18 protein-coding genes are annotated in these 20,575 nt (G+C 51.9%); 5 read left to right on the forward strand and 13 right to left on the reverse strand.

The features are described from left to right. Nucleotides 1–11: 11 nt before the first annotated feature. Both R0135_RS03670 and R0135_RS03675 read right to left on the reverse strand, forming a co-directional pair. Nucleotides 12–644 carry a tRNA-(ms[2]io[6]A)-hydroxylase gene (locus tag R0135_RS03670; RefSeq protein ID WP_407348900.1) on the reverse strand — a complete coding sequence of 211 codons (633 nt, stop codon included), beginning with the start codon at nt 642–644 and terminating at the stop codon, nt 12–14. Beyond that, nucleotides 641–1,117, reverse strand: coding sequence for a DUF1289 domain-containing protein (locus R0135_RS03675; RefSeq protein WP_407348901.1), 477 nt, complete (start codon nt 1,115–1,117; stop codon nt 641–643). The genes R0135_RS03670 and R0135_RS03675 overlap by 4 nt, the downstream gene beginning before the upstream one ends. A gap of 316 nt (nt 1,118–1,433) precedes the next feature. Here R0135_RS03675 and acnB point away from each other — a divergent pair, with 316 nt between their 5' ends. After that, a complete protein-coding gene (gene acnB / locus R0135_RS03680) occupies nt 1,434–4,046 on the forward strand; it encodes a bifunctional aconitate hydratase 2/2-methylisocitrate dehydratase (protein ID WP_407348902.1) in 2,613 nt (870 codons plus the stop codon). A gap of 77 nt (nt 4,047–4,123) precedes the next feature. Here acnB and R0135_RS03685 read toward each other — a convergent pair whose 3' ends face one another. After that, complete coding sequence (locus R0135_RS03685) at nt 4,124–4,621, reverse strand: hypothetical protein (RefSeq protein ID WP_407348903.1); 498 nt, start codon at nt 4,619–4,621, stop codon at nt 4,124–4,126. 237 nt (nt 4,622–4,858) lie between these two features. On the opposite strand from R0135_RS03685, the gene R0135_RS03690 reads away from it, so the two are divergent. The 4 genes from R0135_RS03690 (at nt 4,859) to R0135_RS03705 (ending at nt 9,817) form a co-directional block, all read left to right on the forward strand. Further along, on the forward strand, nt 4,859–6,028 hold the full coding sequence (locus tag R0135_RS03690) for an outer membrane beta-barrel protein (protein ID WP_407348904.1): 1,170 nt from the start codon (nt 4,859–4,861) through the stop codon (nt 6,026–6,028). Nucleotides 6,029–6,032: 4 nt separating this feature from the next. Continuing rightward, nucleotides 6,033–7,154 (forward strand): nucleotidyltransferase family protein, encoded by a 1,122-nt coding sequence (locus R0135_RS03695; protein ID WP_407348905.1) that lies wholly within the window; start codon nt 6,033–6,035, stop codon nt 7,152–7,154. Then, entirely contained in the window at nt 7,151–7,651 is a 501-nt protein-coding gene (locus tag R0135_RS03700; protein WP_407348906.1) for a transcription termination/antitermination protein NusG, read from the forward strand. Before R0135_RS03695 ends, R0135_RS03700 begins: the two co-directional genes overlap by 4 nt. A gap of 1,731 nt (nt 7,652–9,382) precedes the next feature. Further along, nucleotides 9,383–9,817 (forward strand): Fic family protein, encoded by a 435-nt coding sequence (locus R0135_RS03705; RefSeq protein ID WP_407349873.1) that lies wholly within the window; start codon nt 9,383–9,385, stop codon nt 9,815–9,817. 368 nt (nt 9,818–10,185) lie between these two features. On the opposite strand, the gene R0135_RS03710 is transcribed toward R0135_RS03705, so the two are convergent. The 10 genes from R0135_RS03710 to R0135_RS03755 form a co-directional block, all read right to left on the reverse strand. After that, nucleotides 10,186–11,073 (reverse strand): glycosyltransferase family 4 protein, encoded by an 888-nt coding sequence (locus tag R0135_RS03710; protein ID WP_407348907.1) that lies wholly within the window; start codon nt 11,071–11,073, stop codon nt 10,186–10,188. 338 nt (nt 11,074–11,411) lie between these two features. Next, on the reverse strand, nt 11,412–12,200 hold the full coding sequence (locus R0135_RS03715) for a glycosyltransferase family 2 protein (protein ID WP_407348908.1): 789 nt from the start codon (nt 12,198–12,200) through the stop codon (nt 11,412–11,414). A 126-nt stretch (nt 12,201–12,326) separates the two neighbouring features. Continuing rightward, nucleotides 12,327–12,884 carry a WcaF family extracellular polysaccharide biosynthesis acetyltransferase gene (locus tag R0135_RS03720; protein ID WP_407348909.1) on the reverse strand — a complete coding sequence of 186 codons (558 nt, stop codon included), beginning with the start codon at nt 12,882–12,884 and terminating at the stop codon, nt 12,327–12,329. Then, nucleotides 12,859–14,070: a glycosyltransferase gene (locus R0135_RS03725; protein ID WP_407348910.1), complete on the reverse strand. Its 1,212-nt coding sequence runs from the start codon at nt 14,068–14,070 to the stop codon at nt 12,859–12,861. Before R0135_RS03725 ends, R0135_RS03720 begins: the two co-directional genes overlap by 26 nt. Before the next feature lie 9 nt (nt 14,071–14,079). After that, complete coding sequence (locus R0135_RS03730) at nt 14,080–14,757, reverse strand: acyltransferase (RefSeq protein ID WP_407348911.1); 678 nt, start codon at nt 14,755–14,757, stop codon at nt 14,080–14,082. Then, nucleotides 14,757–15,344: an acyltransferase gene (locus R0135_RS03735; RefSeq protein ID WP_407348912.1), complete on the reverse strand. Its 588-nt coding sequence runs from the start codon at nt 15,342–15,344 to the stop codon at nt 14,757–14,759. The genes R0135_RS03730 and R0135_RS03735 overlap by 1 nt, the downstream gene beginning before the upstream one ends. Next, on the reverse strand, nt 15,320–15,970 hold the full coding sequence (locus tag R0135_RS03740) for a glycosyltransferase family 4 protein (protein ID WP_407348913.1): 651 nt from the start codon (nt 15,968–15,970) through the stop codon (nt 15,320–15,322). The genes R0135_RS03735 and R0135_RS03740 overlap by 25 nt, the downstream gene beginning before the upstream one ends. 582 nt (nt 15,971–16,552) lie before the next feature. Next, complete coding sequence (locus tag R0135_RS03745) at nt 16,553–17,878, reverse strand: hypothetical protein (protein ID WP_407348914.1); 1,326 nt, start codon at nt 17,876–17,878, stop codon at nt 16,553–16,555. A gap of 256 nt (nt 17,879–18,134) precedes the next feature. Continuing rightward, the gene (locus tag R0135_RS03750) at nt 18,135–19,358 is read right to left on the reverse strand and encodes a lipopolysaccharide biosynthesis protein (protein WP_407349874.1); all 1,224 of its coding nucleotides are present in this window, start codon (nt 19,356–19,358) and stop codon (nt 18,135–18,137) included. Nucleotides 19,359–19,649: 291 nt separating this feature from the next. Then, nucleotides 19,650–20,441: an FkbM family methyltransferase gene (locus R0135_RS03755; protein ID WP_407348915.1), complete on the reverse strand. Its 792-nt coding sequence runs from the start codon at nt 20,439–20,441 to the stop codon at nt 19,650–19,652. Between the last annotated feature and the right edge of the window lie 134 nt (nt 20,442–20,575).

Here is a 20,575-nt window from a genome sequence, read left to right on the forward strand (position 1 = left end):
TGCAAGCCTGACTACTGGGGCACTCCCGAGTGAAAACGAAACTCAGAATCAACGCTTTGTATCAACAGTTGCTCTGCCTCAAGCAGGGGCTGCAATCGGGCATCAATATCCATGCCCGGTAGCAGTTCCCGAGCGAGTGACAAGTAGTCCATAAAGTGTCGCGACTCAGAGCGCAGCAGACTTGCGTAGAAGCGCGCCAACTCGTCGTCCAAAACCGGCAACACCGCGGCAAAGCGCTCGCAGGAGCGCGCCTCAATAATCGCTCCTACCAACAGCGTGTCCAGCAAGCGATACGGTTCGTTCTTATCGACTTTGTCTCTGAGCCCTGCGGCGTAGCGGGCAGCCGATAACTGTGGATAAGGCATTCCGCGCTTTTCGATAATCGCCAGCACCTGCTCAAAATGCCGAAGCTCCTCTCGCGCCAGGCGCGAAAGCTTGTGCAGTAACGAGGGGTACTCAACGTAGCGATACATCAACTGCAGTGCTGTAGATGCCGCTTTTTTCTCGCAGTTAGCGTGGTCAATCAGCAGTGTGTGCAGGTTTTGCTCAGCACTGGCGGCCTCAATCCATGCCTGAGGTGTATCACAGAGCAAAAAGTCGCGGATGGGGGACATATCCACCCCTGATACCATCGCAGCCGTCATGACACGCGCTCCTCGCCAAACAGATCCGGCACCAGGTGGTAGCGATCGAAGTGCGCGCTGGACAGCGCAAAGTATTCCTGGTCAATCTCTTCGCGCAAGGCCAGCAGCGGCACATCGCGAAACCGCAGATCGACTTCGAATCCGAATTCAGTAGGGTTCTCAATCTGCCCGGCGCCCGCCTTGAGCAGCGCAAACACCCAGCAATGCGGGTCATGATCAGGGTTATGACGAACTTGCTGTGTCTGTAACTGCCAAGCCAGCAGCGTCGCGTCGATCACCCGGATTCGGTTTTGCACACACTGGGCCAGAAACTGTGCCAGTCGCGCGTCGACGATGCGCTTTTGCTCCTCGGTGTAGCCATTCCAATGAATCACTTCATGAGCGAAACGCTTACAACCTCGACAGACACTATCGCCGATGCCTGTAGAACAGACGCCGATACACGGAGTTTTAACACGCGGAAAGCCTTGCATTGATGCGCTACGAGCTCAGGTTGGGGGCAATGCGCTAAGGATAATGGCTATGCGCGGCAGATGCACCGTCGATTGGACAAACAAAAACAGGTGTCCATCACCGACGCTCACTAAGCGCCGAGCGCCGCCCACCTTTATTTTCACGACAAGCACGCACCTTGCAGCGCATTTATTTTATGAATACCGCCGATAAACCCCTGATTTCTGGTCTGATTTGCCTTGCTCGTCTATACTTCGCAGCACTCAAGCAGGGTTCCAAACGGCCAAAGTGCCGCGTGCCACCCTACTGAACACATCACCGAACAAGGAGTTAACTGTGCTCGAAGCCTATCGCCAACATGAAGCCGAACGCGCCGCCCAGAATATCCCGGCCAAGCCCCTCTCCCCCGAGCAAGTTGCCGGCCTGATTGAACTGATTAAAGCACCGCCGGCCGGAGAAGAGGCTTTCTTGCTCGACCTGCTGTCTAACCGCGTTCCCCCGGGTGTTGACGAAGCGGCTTATGTTAAAGCCGGCTTTTTGTCTGCCATTGCCAAGGGCGAAACCGAATGCGCGCTGATCAGCCGCGAAGATGCCGTCAAGTTGCTGGGCAATATGCACGGCGGTTACAACATCGAGACGCTGGTAGCCCTGCTGTCCGAAGAAGCCCTGGCCCCCATGGCCGCAGCGGAGTTGAAGCACACCCTGCTGGTATTTGAGGCTTTTCATGATGTGGCGGAGCTGGCCAAAGATGGCAACGATCACGCGCAGTCGGTAATGCAAAGCTGGGCAGACGCCGAATGGTTTACCAACCGTGACGCTGTGCCCGAATCCATCAAGGTGGCGGTCTTTAAAGTCACCGGCGAAACCAACACCGATGACCTGTCCCCTGCTCCCGATGCCTGGAGCCGCCCGGACATTCCCTTGCACGCGCTGGCGATGTACAAAATGACCCGGGACGGACTTACGCCCGAAGAGCACGGCGTCAAAGGCCCCATGAACAAGGTCAAAGAGATTCAGGACAAAGGTCTGCCCGTCGCTTTTGTGGGCGACGTAGTGGGCACCGGATCGTCACGCAAATCCGCCACTAACTCCGTCCTGTGGTTCTTTGGTGACGACGTACCGGGCGTGCCCAACAAAAAGGCCGGCGGCATCTGCATAGGCGGCAAGGTAGCGCCGATCTTTTACAACACCATGGAAGACGCCGGAGCACTGGTATTTGAAGCGCCCGTGGACAACATCAACATGGGTGACGTGATCGAGATTCGCCCTTACGACGGCAAGATCCTTAACGAAGCCGGAGAGACCATCTCCGAGTTTGAGCTCAAATCTGAAGTGCTGCTGGACGAAGTACGCGCCGGCGGCCGCATTAACCTGATTATTGGTCGCGGCCTGACTACCCGCGCCCGAGAAAGCCTGGGGCTGCCGGTGTCAGATCTTTTCCGTTTGCCCGAGCAACCGGCTGATTCCGATAAAGGCTACACCCTGGCGCAAAAGATGGTGGGCAAGGCCTGCGGCATGGAAGGTGTACGTCCCGGCACCTACTGCGAGCCACTGATGACCACGGTAGGTTCGCAAGACACTACCGGCCCCATGACCCGCGACGAGCTCAAAGACCTGGCCTGCCTCGGCTTTGCCGCGGACCTGACCATGCAGAGTTTTTGCCACACGGCGGCATACCCCAAGCCGGTGGATATCGACACCCAGCACTCACTGCCGGACTTTATTATGACGCGCGGCGGTGTCTCTCTGCGCCCCGGGGACGGCATCATTCACAGCTGGCTGAACCGTATGCTGCTGCCTGACACCGTGGGCACCGGCGGCGATTCGCATACGCGCTTCCCTATGGGTATCTCCTTTCCCGCCGGTTCTGGTCTGGTGGCTTTTGCTGCTGCAACGGGCGTAATGCCGTTGGATATGCCCGAATCAGTACTGGTGCGCTTTAAAGGCGAAATGCAGCCGGGCATCACCCTTCGTGACCTTGTGCATGCGATCCCCTACTACGCTATTAAAGAAGGCCTGCTCACCGTCGACAAAAAAGGCAAGAAGAACATCTTCTCTGGACGTATTCTCGAGATCGAAGGTCTTCGAGACCTTACCCTCGAACAAGCCTTTGAATTGTCAGACGCCTCGGCCGAGCGCTCTTGTGCCGGTTGTACAGTGGATCTGTCAGAAGAGACCGTCGCCGAGTACCTGCGTTCCAACGTGACCTTGCTTCGCGCGATGGTTGCCGAGGGGTATGGCGATCCGCGCACCCTGGAGCGGCGCGCCAAGAAAATGGAAGAGTGGCTGGCCAACCCCTCACTCATGCGCGCCGACAAGGATGCCGAGTACACGGCGGTCATCGAGATTGATCTGGCAGATGTCAAAGAGCCCATTGTCTGTGCGCCTAACGATCCCGACGACGCACGATTGTTGTCTGAAGTTGCTGGCGACAAGGTGGATGAGGTGTTCATTGGCTCGTGCATGACCAACATCGGTCACTTCCGCGCAGCGGGCAAACTGCTGGATCAGTTTAAGGGCACTATCAATACACGCTTGTGGATTGTGCCGCCCACGCGCATGGACGAGCATCTGCTCATGGAAGAAGGCTACTACAACATCTTTGGTGCCGCCGGTGCGCGCACCGAGATGCCGGGCTGCTCGCTGTGTATGGGTAACCAGGCGCGAGTGGCTGCCAACTCTACGGTGCTAAGCACCAGTACGCGGAACTTCCCTAACCGACTGGGTGATGGTGCCAACGTGTACCTTGTGTCTGCAGAACTTGCCGCAGTGGGATCGATACTCGGCAAACTGCCCTCACCGGCGGAGTACATGGAATATGCCAAGAACCTGGATGCCATGAGCTCAGAGATCTACCGCTACATGAACTTTGATCAGATCGTGGAGTTTCAGAAACTGGCGGACGATGGCAAACGTATCGCGGCGCTGGAGATTAGCGAAGTGGCTTAGGTGCCTAGAGCAAGCTTAAGTGGTGCGATGGAGAACGGGGCTTAGGCCCCGTTTTTTTTGCTGCTCAGGCCAGGTGTTCAGGAAAGCCAGGCCTGCAGTTGGGGAATCACCACGGCAAGTGTGATCAATCCCAGCATCCAGGTGTGCAAGCGGTTGACGGCGTCTTGCTTACCAAAGCGCTGCTCGAACTTTGCATCCAAGGACGTGACGCGCTTCTCGGATGTTGAATCCATGGTATCGAAGCGCTGCTCGAACTTTGAATCTGACGCAGTGAGGCGCTGCTCGAACTTTGAATCCATGGCATCGAAGCGCTTCTCGAACTTTGAATCCATAGCGTCGAGGCGCCTTTCGAATTTTGAGTCCATGACCCCAAGGCGCTGTTCGAGCCTCGCATCCTGCTCGGCGAAGCGCGCATTCAATACCTCCGTGAAGTGATCCCGGGTCAGGAGGTTGTCCGCATAAAAACCAAAAGCCTCAGCCATGAGCTCTGCCTGTACGTCGGCCTGCGGCTCTGGAACACCCACCGCCTTTAGGCGGCGGGCGTAACGGAGCGTATCGAATGCCATTGACGCCATACTAGCCTACCTTCCTCTCTACGCAACAGTGCACAACGCAACAGCACAATAATGGCCTGTATGTTTGAACGCAGGAACATCACATTCGGTCAAAAGACCGCAAGCGCAGCCCTGTTGCGTGATGGGCCGACCGGATGCAAAGCCGATCAGACGCATAACAGCTGTACTTTTAGCGTGGTGCTTAAGCCCGCAGCGCAGTAAGATAGACTCTGAATTTTCACCAACAAAGACTCTATCTTGAAACCTGTTATTTTTATCACAGCCGCGCTGTCGGCCAGCAGTATTGCGCAAACCCTGACCCCACTGGGTAGTGAGCCGGGCCTTAACTGGCGAGTGGGTGCAGACATTGCCTATGACGACAACGTGTACCGCACGGCCGCGCTGGAAGAGACGGATACCTATCTGTCGGTGCAACCCGAGCTGGCCTGGTTTGCCTACTCGGGCGCCAATCAGTTTGATGTTGCCCTAAATGCAGACCTGCGGCGCTACAACGATCAAGACGTGCTGGACTACAACGCCTGGGACCTGCGCGGCCACGCCTTGCTGGATCATAGCGTACGCCTGCGCACCGATTACCAGATTGAGTACGTAGAGGGTGTAGAGGCACCGGGTATCAATAACCAGGTGTTTTTACCCGGGCAGCCGCCAACGGAATTTGAGCAAGTCGGTGGCGCATGGACGGTGTTTTATGGCTCAACGGATGCGCGGGGGCAGTTACAAGGCAGTGTTCGCTACAGCGAGCAGGAGTTCTTGAATAACCGGCAGGAGTTTAGAGACAGCAACAACACCCAGTTTACGGGTACGTTTTTGTACGGCATAGCGCCGCGCACGCAGCTGCTGTTTCAGATGGATTACACGGACTTTGACTTTACCCAGGCCGATGTCTTTGGCAATGACCAAAGCGGCGAGCAAACGCTGTACCTAACAGGGGTTACCTGGGAGGCCACGGCCAACACCACAGGCGAATTCAAGATCGGTTATCGCGACAGAACCTTCGAGAGCGACAACTTTGTGGACCTGAGCGGTTTGGCACTGTCACTGGATATGACCTGGACGCCATCCGAACTGACCCAAGTAACGATAGGCGCCGGACAAGAGAACCAGGACGCTATTATCCCGGGTGCCGGCGGTCAGGTCCGCACTGGATTTAACGTGGGTTTATCGCGCGCGCTGGGCGCGAGGACCGCACTGGTAGCGACGGCAATGTACGACCGCTTTGAATTTGAAGGCGACAGCGGGCGAGAAGACGAACGCACAGAGTTTGGCCTAGGACTTGAATACGACCTTTTGCCCAGAGTCACTGCGGGGCTGAGTTACCAGTATGAGGAGCGCGAGTCAGGACTTGCGTTGTTTAACTACACATCCAATGCGGTGGTGATCAGCTTTAGATTTGCGCCGCCTAGCTAGCCCGATGGCGGATCCCTATTTTATCCATCGCATCGCCCTATCGCCGTTGTTGCATGGCAATAGCAAAGAGGTGCTGGCGCTTAACCTGTCTAAAGTGGGCGTCATTGGCGAAGACACCTTTGTCAGCTTTATTGCTCAGCAGGGGCTGGCCCCGCTATGGCACGATTTGCTGAGCCAGCATGATTTGCAATCCCAACTCAGTCATCGCTCGCTACAGGCGCTGTCTCGGTTCAGCGCAGAGGCCGCAGCACACTACCTGCTACAAAAATCCGCGCTGCCAGAGATTCGTGCGGTTTTTGACGCAAAGCACATAGAGCATGCGGTATATAAGGGTGTGGCAAACCGTGAACGCCTTTACGACAACGCCGCGCTGCGCCCCGCTGCCGACATCGACTTATTAGTTGGTGCCGACAACCGCGATCGCGCCATTGCAAGTCTGGTAAGCGCCGGATATGTGTTACGACCCAATGCCGACAATGCCAGCCACGAGGTAAACCTTCAGCGCGGCGCACTCACCATCGACCTGCACTGGGATATTTTGCGACCCGGGCGCACACGAGAGCCCTTGGCAGCGGCGCTACTTAAAGATCGGGTGGACGCCGGTGACCATTGGGCTCTTAGCCCCAGTGCCGCATTGTTTGTGGCTCTGGTGCACCCGGTGTTTGCCAAGTACGCCACAGCGCCACAATCCACACTCATACGTATGCTGGACCTTAGCAGGCAACTCCCCAATGACGATCGTACTGTGGCGTCAACGCTGCAGCTCCTGCAGCGCGGGGGTGTAAATACCGCCGCGTGGATTATGTTGTGGTGGTTGCTCAGCCTTAGCGAGGGCGCAACTAGCAATCACACAGCCGCAGCAAAAACTCTAAGTGAAAAAACCGCGCCCGGAACACTCCGCAGAGCCTATCTAAAGCTATGGCTAAAGAACGACCTGGCGAGCGCACTGCAAGGCAATGCCCTGCTTGTGCAATTTGCTTTTACCTTATTGGCCCACGACCAATTAAGCGATGCGCTTAGTGCGCTGCGCGGCATCCAAAATTCAAGCAAGCAACAATCGATAGATATGCAGGCACTACGGTGCGCCGCAGAAACAGGCAAAACGAGTGGGGCAAGTACCGTATGACCTGGTTGGTGGTGCATACCAAATCGAGGGGCGAAGAACAGGCAGCCGATCAGCTAGTGGTACAAGGTTATGAGGTATTTTTGCCGCGCATTCGCGAACGCAAACGGCGGCAGAATCGCTGGCAATGGGTGACAGCGCCGCTCTTCTCGCGGTACCTGTTTGTTAACGTGCCCCTGGGCGAACAATCAGTAGCGCCGATTCGCTCCACCGTAGGCGTGAGTACCCTCATACGGTTTGGACAGTCATTAGCCAGCATGCCAGATGCGGTGATTGAGTATTTGCGCAGCCAGCAAAGCCCAGAGCTAGAGGCGCGAGAGGTCGAAGATTGGCCGCATAAACCCGGCGATCAGGTCGAGATATTGGCGGGGCCGTTTGAGGGGCTTAAAGGAATTTATCAGTTGCCGCGCGGCGAAGATCGCGCGCTTTTGATGGTAGAACTACTGGGGCGGCAAAACAGTATTGTTGTGCATACCGAATCGCTGGGACAAGTTGTCTAAATCTGCGTTTACAAGTTCACTTCGGTTAGTCGCACCACAGACATAATCTCTCACGAAAGCTTGTCATCAAAAAATTGATCTGTGATAAGAGGCCTTATCACCTCTCAGCAATAACCACTCAAAAACAAAGACCTAGCAACTCGCGCTGGTATTTATACGGTACAGACGGTATTTATACTTTGCCGGTTAATACCTGCTCAACTCGGCGTCAACGTGCCTGTCGATTCGGCTCTTCACGATGAGAACCCGCACCCTGTCGCTTTCTCGACTGCCTGTCCTGTGATTGATTCCCTTTTGCAGCTCGACAAACCAGGCGCTGGCCCACCCTCTTAAGGGTACTCGACATAAGCCCCTTCTTGCGCTCAGTCAGCGCCCCCACCGCGATCAGCGACACCAGAATGTATTGGACAACCGACCTCCGCCAGTCCGTAACAAACCTGTGCGTACCGTCCAGAGCATATGTGTCGCCACAGAATAACCTAGCAACAACAAAGCACAATAACCTAGTATAAATTTGACGCAATTACCTTGTAATGATAAAACACAATACCCTAGTAACCATGCAGCGCGAAAACCGAGAGGAATCAAGAAGACATCAACATGGCCACACCCGCCGAAAAATTAGCCTCTTCCTTGGAAGTTCTCCACGAACTACAGGAACGCAGCATCGTTGCCATTCGTTCCAGTGAGCTCACGAGAACCCACCGTGAGCGTCTCGTGAGAAATGGCTTCCTTCGGGAGGTCATGAAGGGTTGGTACATTGCTTCCCGCCCGGATGAGCCCGTTGGAGAAAGTACGGCATGGTACGCCTCGTTTTGGGATTTCTGCGCTGCCTATCTGGAGGAACGCTTCGACGATCAATGGAGTTTGTCGCCGGAACAGTCACTGTCGATCCATGCCGAAAACTGGAACGTCCCTGGGCAGCTCCTCGCCCGAACAGAACGTGGCGATAACAAACCCGTTTCACTCCCTCACGAGACCTCACTGTTCGTTCTCCGTGCCCCGCTACCCGGCAAGGCAAACATCACCGTTAAGCAGGGGTTACGTTTATATGCCTTACCTGCGGCGCTGATATCTGCCGGACCTGCCGCGTTCCGACAATCCCCCACCGATATGCGGGTCGCACTCGCCATGATTCAGGATGCGTCTGAGCTTCTCGGCCCGCTGCTTGAAGGAGGCCATTCCGTCGTCGCGGGGCGACTAGCCGGAGCATTTCGCAATATCGGCAACGACAAAATCGCTGATCAGATCATCAAAACTATGAGAACCGCTGACTTCAAAGTCCAAGAAGAGGATCCTTTTGAAGCCGCTGCCGTCTATCAGCCGCCGCCGCGTGAGCGCTCACCTTACGTTAATCGGCTCCGCTTAATGTGGCAGGAGATGCGCGCGCTCATTCCCGCCAACTTTCCGAAGCCGCCGGGATTACCTGCGGATACCGAGCACTACCTCCAACATGTCGATTATGTTTATATCACCGACGCCTATCACTCATTGTCAATCGAAGGCTACCGTGTCACCCCGGAGCTGATCGAGCGAGTACGCAGCGGTGACTGGAATCCCGATCATAATGAGAAGGACCGGCAACGCCGCGACGCGCTGGCCGCAAGAGGCTACTGGCAGGCACATCAGCGCGTGCGAGAGACGGTCACGCGTATCATCTGTGGCGAAAATCCGGGTGTGGCAGTAGAGAACGATCATAGTGACTGGTACCGGGAACTGTTTGGGTCGAGCGTGACCGCAGGCCTGTTGGGACCGGGAGACCTTGCCGGGTACAGGTCAGACCAGGTCTTTATTCGCAATTCCTTCCATACTCCACCCCGTGTCCAAGCCGTGCGGGAATGCATGCCCGTATTTTTTGATCTCTTGCGAGGTGAAACCGATCCCGCTGTCCGGGTCGTGTTGGGGCATTTTGTGTTTGTCTATATTCATCCCTACATGGATGGTAATGGTCGTATGGGGAGATTCTTGATGAATGCGATGCTGGCAGGCGGGGGCTATCCGTGGACCGTTATCCCCGTCGAGCGGCGAAACGATTACATGCAGGCCCTGGAGCAGGCAAGCGTGCATCAGAACATCCAGCCATTCGCCGCCTTTCTGGGGGGGCTGGTTGAAGAGGCCCTTGCCTCAAGAACGGGAATAACACCCTATAACCTAAACCTAGGATAATGGGCATTATCACCTTCCAGAAGGCCCCTCTTTGGAACATCTGCCCCAGCAAAGGCTTGGCATTAATACAATCTAAGACGTATGCATACCGCACTAATGCTTCAACTTATTGACGCCACGGTGTCTGTCGATCCGCATCTTTAGGCTTAGATGTTGAATACTATAGGTAATGCAAGAAGGTCGCTCGCTGAACACACTACATAAGCTCCGGCGTGCTATACGGTGCCAGAGCTTGTCCCCCTCGATTACATCTAAATCTGGTTGCGCAGGAACCTGTTTTCTCAACTAGTGGATAGCTCGCTGCTGATGAAAATATCCCTTGGACACTCCGCTTACCTGGAGGTCAAAACACCCTGAATTAATTTGAGTTACCTGAATAGTTCTTCAACGTACAACCTAGCGACGTTCTTTGGGTCGGATTGGGACAAGTGATCAGCGGCCTGAGAAACCAACTCGTCCCGTAAATTGGGATCTGCTAGAAGCTCATCCATTTTTGACGCGAGATCAGCAGCATCGCCGTTATTAAAAAGTAATCCGCATGGGCCTACAGCTTCCGGCAGTCCGCCCACCCTCGAACCAATTACTGGCATTTTGCAAGCTATCATCTCCAATGCCACGATACCAAAAGGCTCCTGCCATCTAGAGGGTACGATGCCGATTTTATGTCTTTGCAGATAGTCTCTAAGTTCACTCCCTGCTAGAGAGCCCGTAAACTTAACTTCATCCAAAAACTCCAACTCCCTTGCCAAATTTTTCAGGGCTGATTCGTCAGGGCCACTACCAATAATCGATGCGGTAAAGTGTCGGCCGTTTCTCTTCAAGATTGCGAGCGCTCTAAGAAATACATCAACCCCCTTGGCTGCAACCAATCGGCCAACGTAGACGAAGTCGATATTTTTTTTGCCCTGGGTATTTAAATTGAAGAGAGAAACGTCGAACGGGTTTTGGACTCCGACTGAATTGCCGCCAACCTGTTGGGCCAGATATTCACTGCACGCGACGTTACGCGCCCGCTTGGTTAAAAACCACTGCGCTGTACCACTAGGAGGGCCTGCATGGTGTGAAACAAGCAGCGGCTTTTTTACGAGCAAAGATAGCCAGCCAGATCGGATCGAAGGACCGACCATCATGACCCCGTCTGCCCATCGATAGAGCTCAATTAGTTTCGATATACTTGGTTTTCTAAAAACTTCAAAAGGCTCATCGTCAGCAGACTGCGCTCTGGTCGCAGTAACCAGTCTTACAGTGATGTCCATTTGAGTAAGTCCTTGCGACAAGAGACGACTAAAAACGGGAACGCCTCCCAACACGGGATAATACTGGTGGCTAATCAAAAGGATTTTGCAATTCATGCTACGGGCGAGGAATCCAAGAACCAACGCCGGTAGGTAGAGCTCTCAAAATCCTCCTGAAACACTCTATCTCCGCAGTCGAAGAAGGCGTTAAGTGCTTATTCAGCCACTTTATACTTAAAAAAAAGGCTCTTTGCTTGGCGATGCGTGGTTCCCCTAGGTACAAATTTATCTACGACTGACGACTGATCTACAATTCTCCGCAGTTAGATAAATTTATCGCGACGCCTAGCAATGCTGGGCTAGTTTTTGCGATAGAAGAATTGATTAAGCTTACTAAGGTTTTTCGCAAACAGAGTTCCCAACCCGCCGACACCGGTTTCCCTTAAGGCCTGATAGTCTTCATACGACTTTCGAAGGATATTCCTGATGGATCGATTACTGACGCCCCCGACCCGCATTTTAACTAAAACCTTTGGGATATACGCTACCTTAAAATGGGGCGCCGAAAACATCTGCAATATGCTGAGATAGTCAGCGGCAATACGATATTTCGTATCAAATCCCCCAATTCGTTCGTACCACTCTCGCCGAACATAAAGTGTCGGATGTGGCGGCATCCAACCGCGTACAAGTCTTGCGCGAGAAAACGGTCCTGACTTCCAATGTCGAACAATTGAAGACAGGTTGTCGAAATGTACATACTGAAGGTCACCGTAGACAGCTTGCACCGAGGAGTCCTTAAATTTTTCCGCTACTTCAGTCAGTACATCATTGCTGCCAAACACATCGTCCGCATGTAGGAATCCAATGACGTCCCCGGAAGAGACCTCGATGCCTTTATTGAGTGCATCATAGATCCCATCATCAGGCTCACTGATTAACGCGCTAAGCTGGCCCCGCCGCTCCTCAAGAAACTTCGTTGTACCATCTGTACTGGCTCCATCAATCACAATGTGCTCGACATTTGGAAGTGACTGCAGCTTAACGGACTCCAAAGTACTCGGCAGCGTCCCTATACAATTGAAGGCTACTGTGATCACCGACACCGATACTGCCGGCGGACTGTTATGCGTCGTATCAAAGTTCATGATCCGACCCTCGCTATAAGTTGCGACAAAACGTCAGCCAGCCTTTATTCACAATCAAACCAGCCCCTATAGTGGAACGAAGCTGTTCGGCTCGAGAAAGGTCGAACCGCATTTGAACACCCATTATCACTTCAAACACCTGAGTTCTCTTGCTGGAACACCACCCGCGACAATAGCCTCTCCTAGATCAGATGAAACCACCGTGCATGGCAAGCACATCGTGCCGGCTCCAATAGTTACACCGGGTGAAACAAAAGTTCTTGCCGAAAGCCAGGTATGATCACCCACCTTGATCGGAGATGCGATCAGGTCAAAGGACCGCTTTCCAAAATCATGCGACCCAGTACACAGAAAACTTTGCTGCGAAACACAAACGTTAGAGCCAAGCTGTACTTTGGCGAGAGATAATATCGTGACGCCCTCTCCAATCCACACGTTATCGCCGCACCGAAAGCGCCACGGAAATGAAATGTTAACTCCACTTCGAATTACAACGCCACTACCTATTTGTGCGCCGAAGAGTCGCAATAGCCGACAACGCACCCGGCTTGGTACTGGCAAAGGATTAATAAAGAAAATAACCTTAACCAATAACCATGCCATCTCGACTAATCTAGGAGCGCCCCTTTGAAAATCTGCGTTATTAAACTCACCCAACTCAATTCGCATCGGGGAGCGACTCATGCGGCATGTAAACAAAATCTGGACAAGGTTGGCCGCCTAGCAGCCATTCGTATAGTTCTGCAGTTTTGCTGCCAACAGAATTCCATGTATAGCTCTCTTCGACAAGCGCCTTGCCGTTGTCACCATATTCATTTGATAGGCCTTGGTCCATGAACATCAGAAGCTTGGTCGCAATGTCTTCGGGGTTATGAGATATCTCCATTGCTGCGCGACGACTAAAAGCTTCCTGCAGGTTGCACTCTCGAGTCATAAGAACGGGCTTGCCATAGGCCCAAGCCTCTAAAACTGACACTGGCAAGCCCTCGGAATAGGACGGCAGAACGAAAATGCTAGCAGACGCGTACAGCGCGTCTTTAGCCCTGTCAAAGGCGGGACCATAAAACCGAACGGAATCCCTCAAACCAAGTCTCTCACTCAATTTCTGAAGCGTGGAAAGGTGCCCTCCATCATCCCACCCTGCTATCGTGAGCCTCCAAGCGGGCTCCGGAGTTAGTTTAGCGGTGTTAACTAACTGCCATGCCCTAAGCAGAGGGACCAGCCCCTTCTTCTCATGAATTCGCCCAAGAAAGAGTACATCCATCGGCTTATCTTCTAAACTTTCACCACGTGGGCCATGATCAACAGGTTTAGTCCCAATCCCTGCGTGAATTCCATTAGGTATGATGGCTATGGGGGCTTTTAAACCATACTGACGAAACGAATGAGCCTCGGACGCATTTAACGCGTGCAAGCAGGCGCAACTATGAAGATTAGTGTTTTCATAGAGATACGCCGCTAGGCGCTTTCTGAATTTTGAGTGCCCTATTGCCCAAGAATCAAGCATACCTCGAGGAGATATAACTACCGGCTTACGGTTTTTTTTACTCCATCGCTCCACCGTCGCAGAGAATAGTTGCCAGATACCATGTTGGTGCAGTAGATCAATAGACGACTCCTCTAACACCGCGGTCAGTCCCGGCGCTACGCCCATAATACGTGGCCCTACGGTATCCACAATTACCGGCTGCAGTGGCAACCATGCATCCCGGTCTGATGATGTATGTGGGTCATTCAGCCCGACTACCACAACTTCGGCTGCCTTGTTGTTGATCTCTTTCGCAGTTTCCCTAACAGAGGTGAACAACCCACCTGCGTTTCTGGATGTACTTCTGGTGACGTAGCCAATCTTGGCAGATGATATGCGCATAATGCTTCCCTACTTTATGTGCGGGCTTTGTCTACCAAAAAAACCTAACTCATCGTCAAGCTTCTTTACGGCAACAGCTGGCGTACCTACCCACATCTGACCTGGCGTAGCTTCCTCGGTCTGCGCGAAGACTGAACTTGCTGAAATGATTGATTTATCTGGAACAACCGCGCCTTTCAATATGACGCAGTTGGTTCCAACAAAGCTTCTACGACCGACAACAATTGGTGCACAGTCTTGTCTGCACGCCTTTAAGTCAATCGAGTGCGTGAGTAACTGACTGCGATAACCTGCCACGATTGAAAACTCCCCAATTTCAACTTTATCTGTGCAGTCAACGATGTGTCGAGAAGTAATGCTCGCCCCGTAGCCCAGCTTGAGCGAACTAACCCTGTCAGCCTTATGGGCAAAGTTTTTGCAGCTAGTATCACCGTATATCCAGTTAAATGTGCCGATGTGAGATAAGTCTGCCAACACAACATCATTCATGTTGCGCACGATCGTGAAGTCGCCAATCTTCGCACCCGCACCTACGTTTAAAACTCTAACGTCAAGATATGCCCTTCCGATCCGGGCATCTCGATGGATTTCATATCCACAGAAGACTACATACAACCAGCGCCTCAGTGCGGAGGTGGATAGTAACCCCGCGAAAAAAATCGCTGTGATACCAAGTTTTCTTAGCATTATGGTCGCTCAGTCACTAGCGTACGCTTCACAGTCGCTGGCGCACCTGCTATCAACACTGAGCCAGGGAAAGAGTCGCGAACCACGCTATTCGCCGCGACGATAGAGCCGTCACCTATTTCAACGTTCGGCCCTATATAAACCCCTCTACCGATCCATACATTCTTGCCTATTTTCACTTTGCCAGATATGTATCCTAAGTCTCTCGATCCAAGATTAGGGTCAAAACGATGCTCTTGATCACGAATACTCACATACTCGGCAATTGATGTTCGCTCCCCAACCGATATCCCCACGATGCTTACGAAGACGCATCCCAAATTAATATTTACTTCATCGCTTATACAAATTTCTGCGTGTTGCGTCGTAGCAAAGTACGCGTCATCACCGATACGACATGACTTCCCAAGGCGTACGTTACATGGCGTGTCGAGCGTCCTAATACGGCCATATATTGTTGTGCTATACGGGAAAGGCTTGTAGTAACCGAAAACCGTAGCATTGTAATAAAGCAGGCGTAGCTTTCTCGAGATCTCTCTGAGTACACGAGATAGCAGCTTTATTAGATTAGATCGAAAACTCTGCATATACGTTCGCCGTAGGCGGCCTCCGAAAAATCAGCAGACCTGATCACGGCAGCATCGCTCATTTTTTTGTGTAGTATTGGATCGTCAATGACCTTTCGAACTGCGTTCAAGATACTTTCAATATTGCCTCTTTTTACGACAATACCCTCAACCCCATCACGCACCACTGATCCCGTTTCGGCTGTGACAATGCAGGGCAGCCCATAGCTTAAGGCCTCGTAAACCACCGTAGCTGACCCCTCAAGATGAGACGGCAGTATGAAGGCGTCAGATTCCAGATACGCTTGCTCTATAACGGGAAAAGGCGTCCTGCCGTGGATAGTCACATTAACTGGAATATCGACATCAGCTAGCGTTTTATCTCTGGCCTCGCCGAATATATTTAGCTCGACGCGTGCGCCCAACGCGCGCGCCACCTCTATCACGTCGAAAATGCCTTTCCTGTATTCTACGGTCCCCACAAACACCAACCTGAAGGGAGATTGCGGACCCTTGCTATATGTTGATAGCCGTCGTTCCCTTGGGGTGTACCCATATGGGACAACTACGACTTTTTCTTCCTCTGCACCAAAACGTAATAATTGTTCTTTTACGTAAACGGATGGGCAGACTATACGATCAGCCATCGACCATTCCAACTTTTCGCGTTGCGACAATACGTTAAGCTGAGCGAGTCGATACTCGAAATCTCTATCACTCAGTTGGCAGCGCTGCTCCCGAAGAAGCTCAATCTGGGTTTCTCTAGGTGCAACACATTGCTCCAGCACAAGCTTTAGACCCCTGGCTCGTGCTAGTCTGAAAACGTCAATCGCTTGGGTGTCAAACGCGTAAACCGCAGCTAAGGACGGGGAGTAATTTAGTCGCACTTTACTGCAAAGTACTTTAGACGCCAGGACGTGCGGAAACGCGGAGTAAGGCTTGGAGGTTCTGATAAGAAAACGATATATGAGACCGACGTTCACAGAACCATGCACAGCCTCCCGTGGCAAGGGGATAACATAACGAGAAAGAACAGCAACCTTTCTAAAAATCCACCGAAAATACCAAGGCGAGTATAGGTCCGTAACCAAGTGCGCTAATCTCTGCTCCTTGAATAGCGCCTTTGCGACGGCGTACCTCATCCTCCCTGTTAACTGAAATACGATTACACTCCTTCGCTCTTGGGTCACATCAATTCCCAATTTCACTCCTTAGCATAAACTCGATTTTCAAAGTCCGAGGGGGTATTTCGCAAGGGCTCTTCTAATGGTAATGAGGCCGTAGAGCCTAGATAATGCCCAAACGGTAAAAATACGAGCTGGCATGCTGTTGATGTCATTGGTAGCTGCCAACAGAAGGTATGGCATTACGACCATATAGAATAAGAGACCTTGAGGAGACCGCCGCACCCGATTGGTTGTTCTACCTGCAAAGAATCCTATGACAAAAAATATGGAACCTCCTGCCCAGGAGAGCGCTTCATACGATTCGACAAACCCCATTGGAGCCAAATACCCATAATCAAATCGTTGATAAGGTCCTGCCGGCGCATTTTTTTCGTAATTGTTGGCTGACCCGAGCAAGAGCCAGTCCTTTAGATCTTTGCCCACTATTGACGAAGGAACAAACTGTTTTACGAAACTGTTTGGGACGAAGCTAAACCCGGATAAGGGCGCACCATTGGAGACCCGTTGAAACCTCGCTGCGGAAGAGAGTATTTCGCTGCCAATAATTGGATCGAATTTCGATTCCACGGAAGCCGTGAGATAGTCGCCATCGTTTTTTACCGAGGTGAACCCCTGCTTGTTGAACAAATCTAACCTTAAGGCTGGAAAAACCGACACCGCCAGAAACACTGCTGCACATGAGGTCAGAAGAGCTAAACGACCGATTCTTTTTCGCCGAATAACTACAACAGAAAAGCAAAACATGAACGCTAAAAACACGAGGTCTGATCTGCGGTATAGGAGCGCGACATTGAGTATCGGATATATCAGCAGTATCAATGTGACACCATATCGAAAGAAAGTAGGTCTATAGGAAAGTGCAACGAGGGAGCACGCCAAGGCCACATAGACAAAGCGAGCTAGGAACAACAGCCATACAACTGGCCCGGATAGTTGCATATCGTAAAAGCTTGCTTCAACAAAGAGGGACGCCACCCCCCCCTGCATCCGAGCAAGCATAAATACCGCCAGAAGTGCGGTGAACCCAATCATCAAAGACAAATAGTCAAGAGCCTTTAAATTAATGCTGATGCGGGACAGATCGATACGCCCACCATATAGAGCGCTCTTTGAGTAACCGTACATTGCAGCTAGGTAGCAGCAAGCACTCATTGCCATCATGTCGGTAGTAACACCCTCAAATCGGTAGTACGCAGACCACGTGTAATCACTTGCATATAACCCGACTATGCTAGGAAACACGTACAGTAAATGCACCAATGAAAACAAGAATGGGAATGAAACAATCCTCTCGTCACCAGAAAGTACTGCAATGCTATAAGACGACACCAAAATAGCTAAAGCAAAGATCGCTAATCCGATGATCATTCGAGACGCTCGGCTCGGGAAGCCCGATGCTGCACAGCTTTAGCGTCCCATAAGTCCCTTCTCGAACGGAATCGTTCAGCAATCAAACGGGCGTACAGAATCTCCAACCAACAGTCTCCGCATCAAAAAACCGTGAACCAAAACAGGGATATCCAGACAGCAACGGTGTTGCCAAGAAATATCTGTCGTTCGGAGTGAATACAACCTTCAACTCGCAAAAAAACTGAAGCCGACTAAGAATGGGGACAAAGAGCATCTAAGCGTTCTCGCGGTTGTTCAGTCGACCAGGTAGAACCAACGTCAGTAAAGACGTTGAAAGCCCATACTTTTCGGCAGAGTACATCGACATAATAAATCCGTAAGAAACAAACTGCAGTGAGCTGCCGAATGCTGCCCCGGCTGGCCCGTACCTTGGGATGAGTAGCGCAGATACACCTATGTTAATCGCGAGAACGAGAATCAAACTTTTCAGTAAAAAAACCTCGCCGCCAAGCGCGCGCACTACGGCCTGTCCAGGCCCGGCAACGCTAGCTAAGGTAAAACCAATTACCTGTATCGACAAGGCAGATAGTCCCGCGACATACGTAGGCCCATACAACTCGAAGTAGACGGGCGCGATTAGCCAAGCGAAGAGACCACACGAGGCTGTCATTAAAGCGCCAGCAATAGTGGTCGAACGGATTGCAGCTTGAGCCTGCCCTCTCTCCCCGCTGGCCATCAACCTTGCAACCTTAGGTTCTATGAGCATAGCTGCCGCTCCGTAGAACATCGCTACGACGATAGACGCACGAGAAGCGGCATAGAAATGAGCGACTGCGTCAGCGGTAGATAAGAATTTGAGAAGGAAAATATCAACCTGAGTTGTCAGGTTTATGAGTAACTGCGACGCCATCAACGTGATCCCCGCTTTCAAATATGTGACTCTTGAGATTGACGGATCTTCTAGCTCTACTAATTTGCGAGATGATGACTTGCCCAATGTTTTGTAGCCGAATAAAAACAAAACAACTGCTAAAGACGCCCCAAGTGCTTGGCAAAACATTACCAGAGTCGGTCCCAAGTCACTTGAATAGAAAGAGATACCTACCGTTGCCAGCAGTACAGCAAGCGGCCGAAAGACAGTATTAATCCACCCAGCATAAATTACGCGACTGGCTCCGCAGAAGTATGAATAACCAAGTCCTGCATAGGAGCTTGCGGTGGCAAATATAAAACCAACTGCAAATAATTGGCTGCCTAAAAACAAGGAGGCTAGTGCACCGACACACCCGACGGCGGGCACAAACACTACTACTTGGCTCGCGTGGCGCCTAAAGCCGCTGTGAGTTATCGCTCTGTCTGAGGCAACTTCCCTTATCAACTGCGCGGGCAGACCCAATGACAATGCGACGGACGCCAACGTAGCGAGCGCTAAAACAAATACGTAGTCGCCAAACTCCTCGGGTGAAACACACCTCGCAACGTAGATTCCGATAAGCATAGCCACGGCACTAGACGCCACTCTGGTAAAGGCAGCGTGTGACTGATTAACGATTTGCGCGAGGATTCTCATCACGTTCGTATGTCAACATCATTCCAACTTGTGCGAGGTTGCAGCGACACTAGTTTGTCTCACAATCCATTTCCGGTCTCTGCAAATTCAAAGCAAAATCTCCCGCCTTAAAATCGCCTAGTCAAACAATCAGTATCTGAAGGCGTTCTAGCCCGTAACATAGAAATAAGCAGGCTTACTTTCGAGGCTCTCATAAGCGGAAGCATTATCCAATTGAGCTTAGACCGGGTACCATTTACCTGTTGCAAGAGTGGCAAAGTCCTCGATCGCCGAACTCCTCGAGCCTTCGTTTAGTCGATTGCCAAACAAGGCGTTAGCCTGAATAGCAGCTCCGGTGCCACGCACCCCAAAGACTGATACATCGGTAAGGCCAAAGCCCTGCTCAACCATAAAGTCCACAACGTCTTGAATGAGTGGCTGATCCTCATAGGTGCTTATGAAGGAGACCTCTAACTCTATAACAGAGGCTTTGGCCAGGAATGAGCCCATTCCGCGCAGAATGGCCAACTCAAATCCCTGCACATCAATCTTAATAACATCCGGGAAAATCCCCAATCGGTGAAAAACCTCAGACGCGGGCTCTACCTCTACGTCAATTTCCTTAATAACCTCACACATAGAATGAAAAGTTTCAGGCGCTTTCGACGAGGGTCTAGGCCGGAGTAACGACGAGCAACCAGGTTGCTTAGTTATGTACAAAGTTCGGGTTTCTTTTGACTCACCAAAGGCAGTTTGCAGCACCAAGGCATTTTTGTAGTTTGCCTTTAATCGTGCAGCTTCCTCCGGGTCCGGCTCTACAAACACCGGAGTGACAAGCCCAAGCCTCCAGAGTGTCTGCCAACCGCGGGATAGCCCGCCCCGCGCTCCAATATCTAACAAGATTATGGGGCATCGCTTGAAACCAGCAATTCTTCCTCGTATGGCAGCCAAAGAAACCCTGAGCAACCTGACCAGTCTTTCAATTTGCGGTGCACTCCGTGGCGACCATATGTTTGAATGCTGTCTAGTCACAATGGCTCCTGACCAGCGTTTAGCGGGCCTTTGATTCTAGCTATCGGAATAACAAAAAATGGGCAACGATACGTGAAGCAAACGTTACCGCGATTTAACTCAGCAGGTTTTTGTTATGAACGATAATCGTTGTT

It is taken from the genome of Congregibacter variabilis (genome assembly GCF_045689235.1).
Taxonomy (GTDB): Bacteria; Pseudomonadota; Gammaproteobacteria; order Pseudomonadales; family Halieaceae; genus Congregibacter; species Congregibacter variabilis.

What these genes read in the sequence shown, in the direction of transcription:
- R0135_RS03670 (WP_407348900.1), bottom strand. Translation starts at nt 644, where the DNA reads ATGACGGCTGCGATGGTATCAGGGGTGGATATGTCCCCCATCCGCGAC.
- R0135_RS03675 (WP_407348901.1), bottom strand. Translation starts at nt 1,117, where the DNA reads ATGCAAGGCTTTCCGCGTGTTAAAACTCCGTGTATCGGCGTCTGTTCT.
- R0135_RS03685 (WP_407348903.1), bottom strand. Translation starts at nt 4,621, where the DNA reads ATGGCGTCAATGGCATTCGATACGCTCCGTTACGCCCGCCGCCTAAAG.
- R0135_RS03695 (WP_407348905.1), top strand. Translation starts at nt 6,033, where the DNA reads ATGGCGGATCCCTATTTTATCCATCGCATCGCCCTATCGCCGTTGTTG.
- R0135_RS03700 (WP_407348906.1), top strand. Translation starts at nt 7,151, where the DNA reads ATGACCTGGTTGGTGGTGCATACCAAATCGAGGGGCGAAGAACAGGCA.
- R0135_RS03710 (WP_407348907.1), bottom strand. Translation starts at nt 11,073, where the DNA reads ATGGACATCACTGTAAGACTGGTTACTGCGACCAGAGCGCAGTCTGCT.
- R0135_RS03715 (WP_407348908.1), bottom strand. Translation starts at nt 12,200, where the DNA reads ATGAACTTTGATACGACGCATAACAGTCCGCCGGCAGTATCGGTGTCG.
- R0135_RS03720 (WP_407348909.1), bottom strand. Translation starts at nt 12,884, where the DNA reads ATGAGTCGCTCCCCGATGCGAATTGAGTTGGGTGAGTTTAATAACGCA.
- R0135_RS03725 (WP_407348910.1), bottom strand. Translation starts at nt 14,070, where the DNA reads ATGCGCATATCATCTGCCAAGATTGGCTACGTCACCAGAAGTACATCC.
- R0135_RS03730 (WP_407348911.1), bottom strand. Translation starts at nt 14,757, where the DNA reads ATGCTAAGAAAACTTGGTATCACAGCGATTTTTTTCGCGGGGTTACTA.
- R0135_RS03735 (WP_407348912.1), bottom strand. Translation starts at nt 15,344, where the DNA reads ATGCAGAGTTTTCGATCTAATCTAATAAAGCTGCTATCTCGTGTACTC.
- R0135_RS03740 (WP_407348913.1), bottom strand. Translation starts at nt 15,970, where the DNA reads ATGGCTGATCGTATAGTCTGCCCATCCGTTTACGTAAAAGAACAATTA.
- R0135_RS03745 (WP_407348914.1), bottom strand. Translation starts at nt 17,878, where the DNA reads ATGATCATCGGATTAGCGATCTTTGCTTTAGCTATTTTGGTGTCGTCT.
- R0135_RS03750 (WP_407349874.1), bottom strand. Translation starts at nt 19,358, where the DNA reads ATGCTTATCGGAATCTACGTTGCGAGGTGTGTTTCACCCGAGGAGTTT.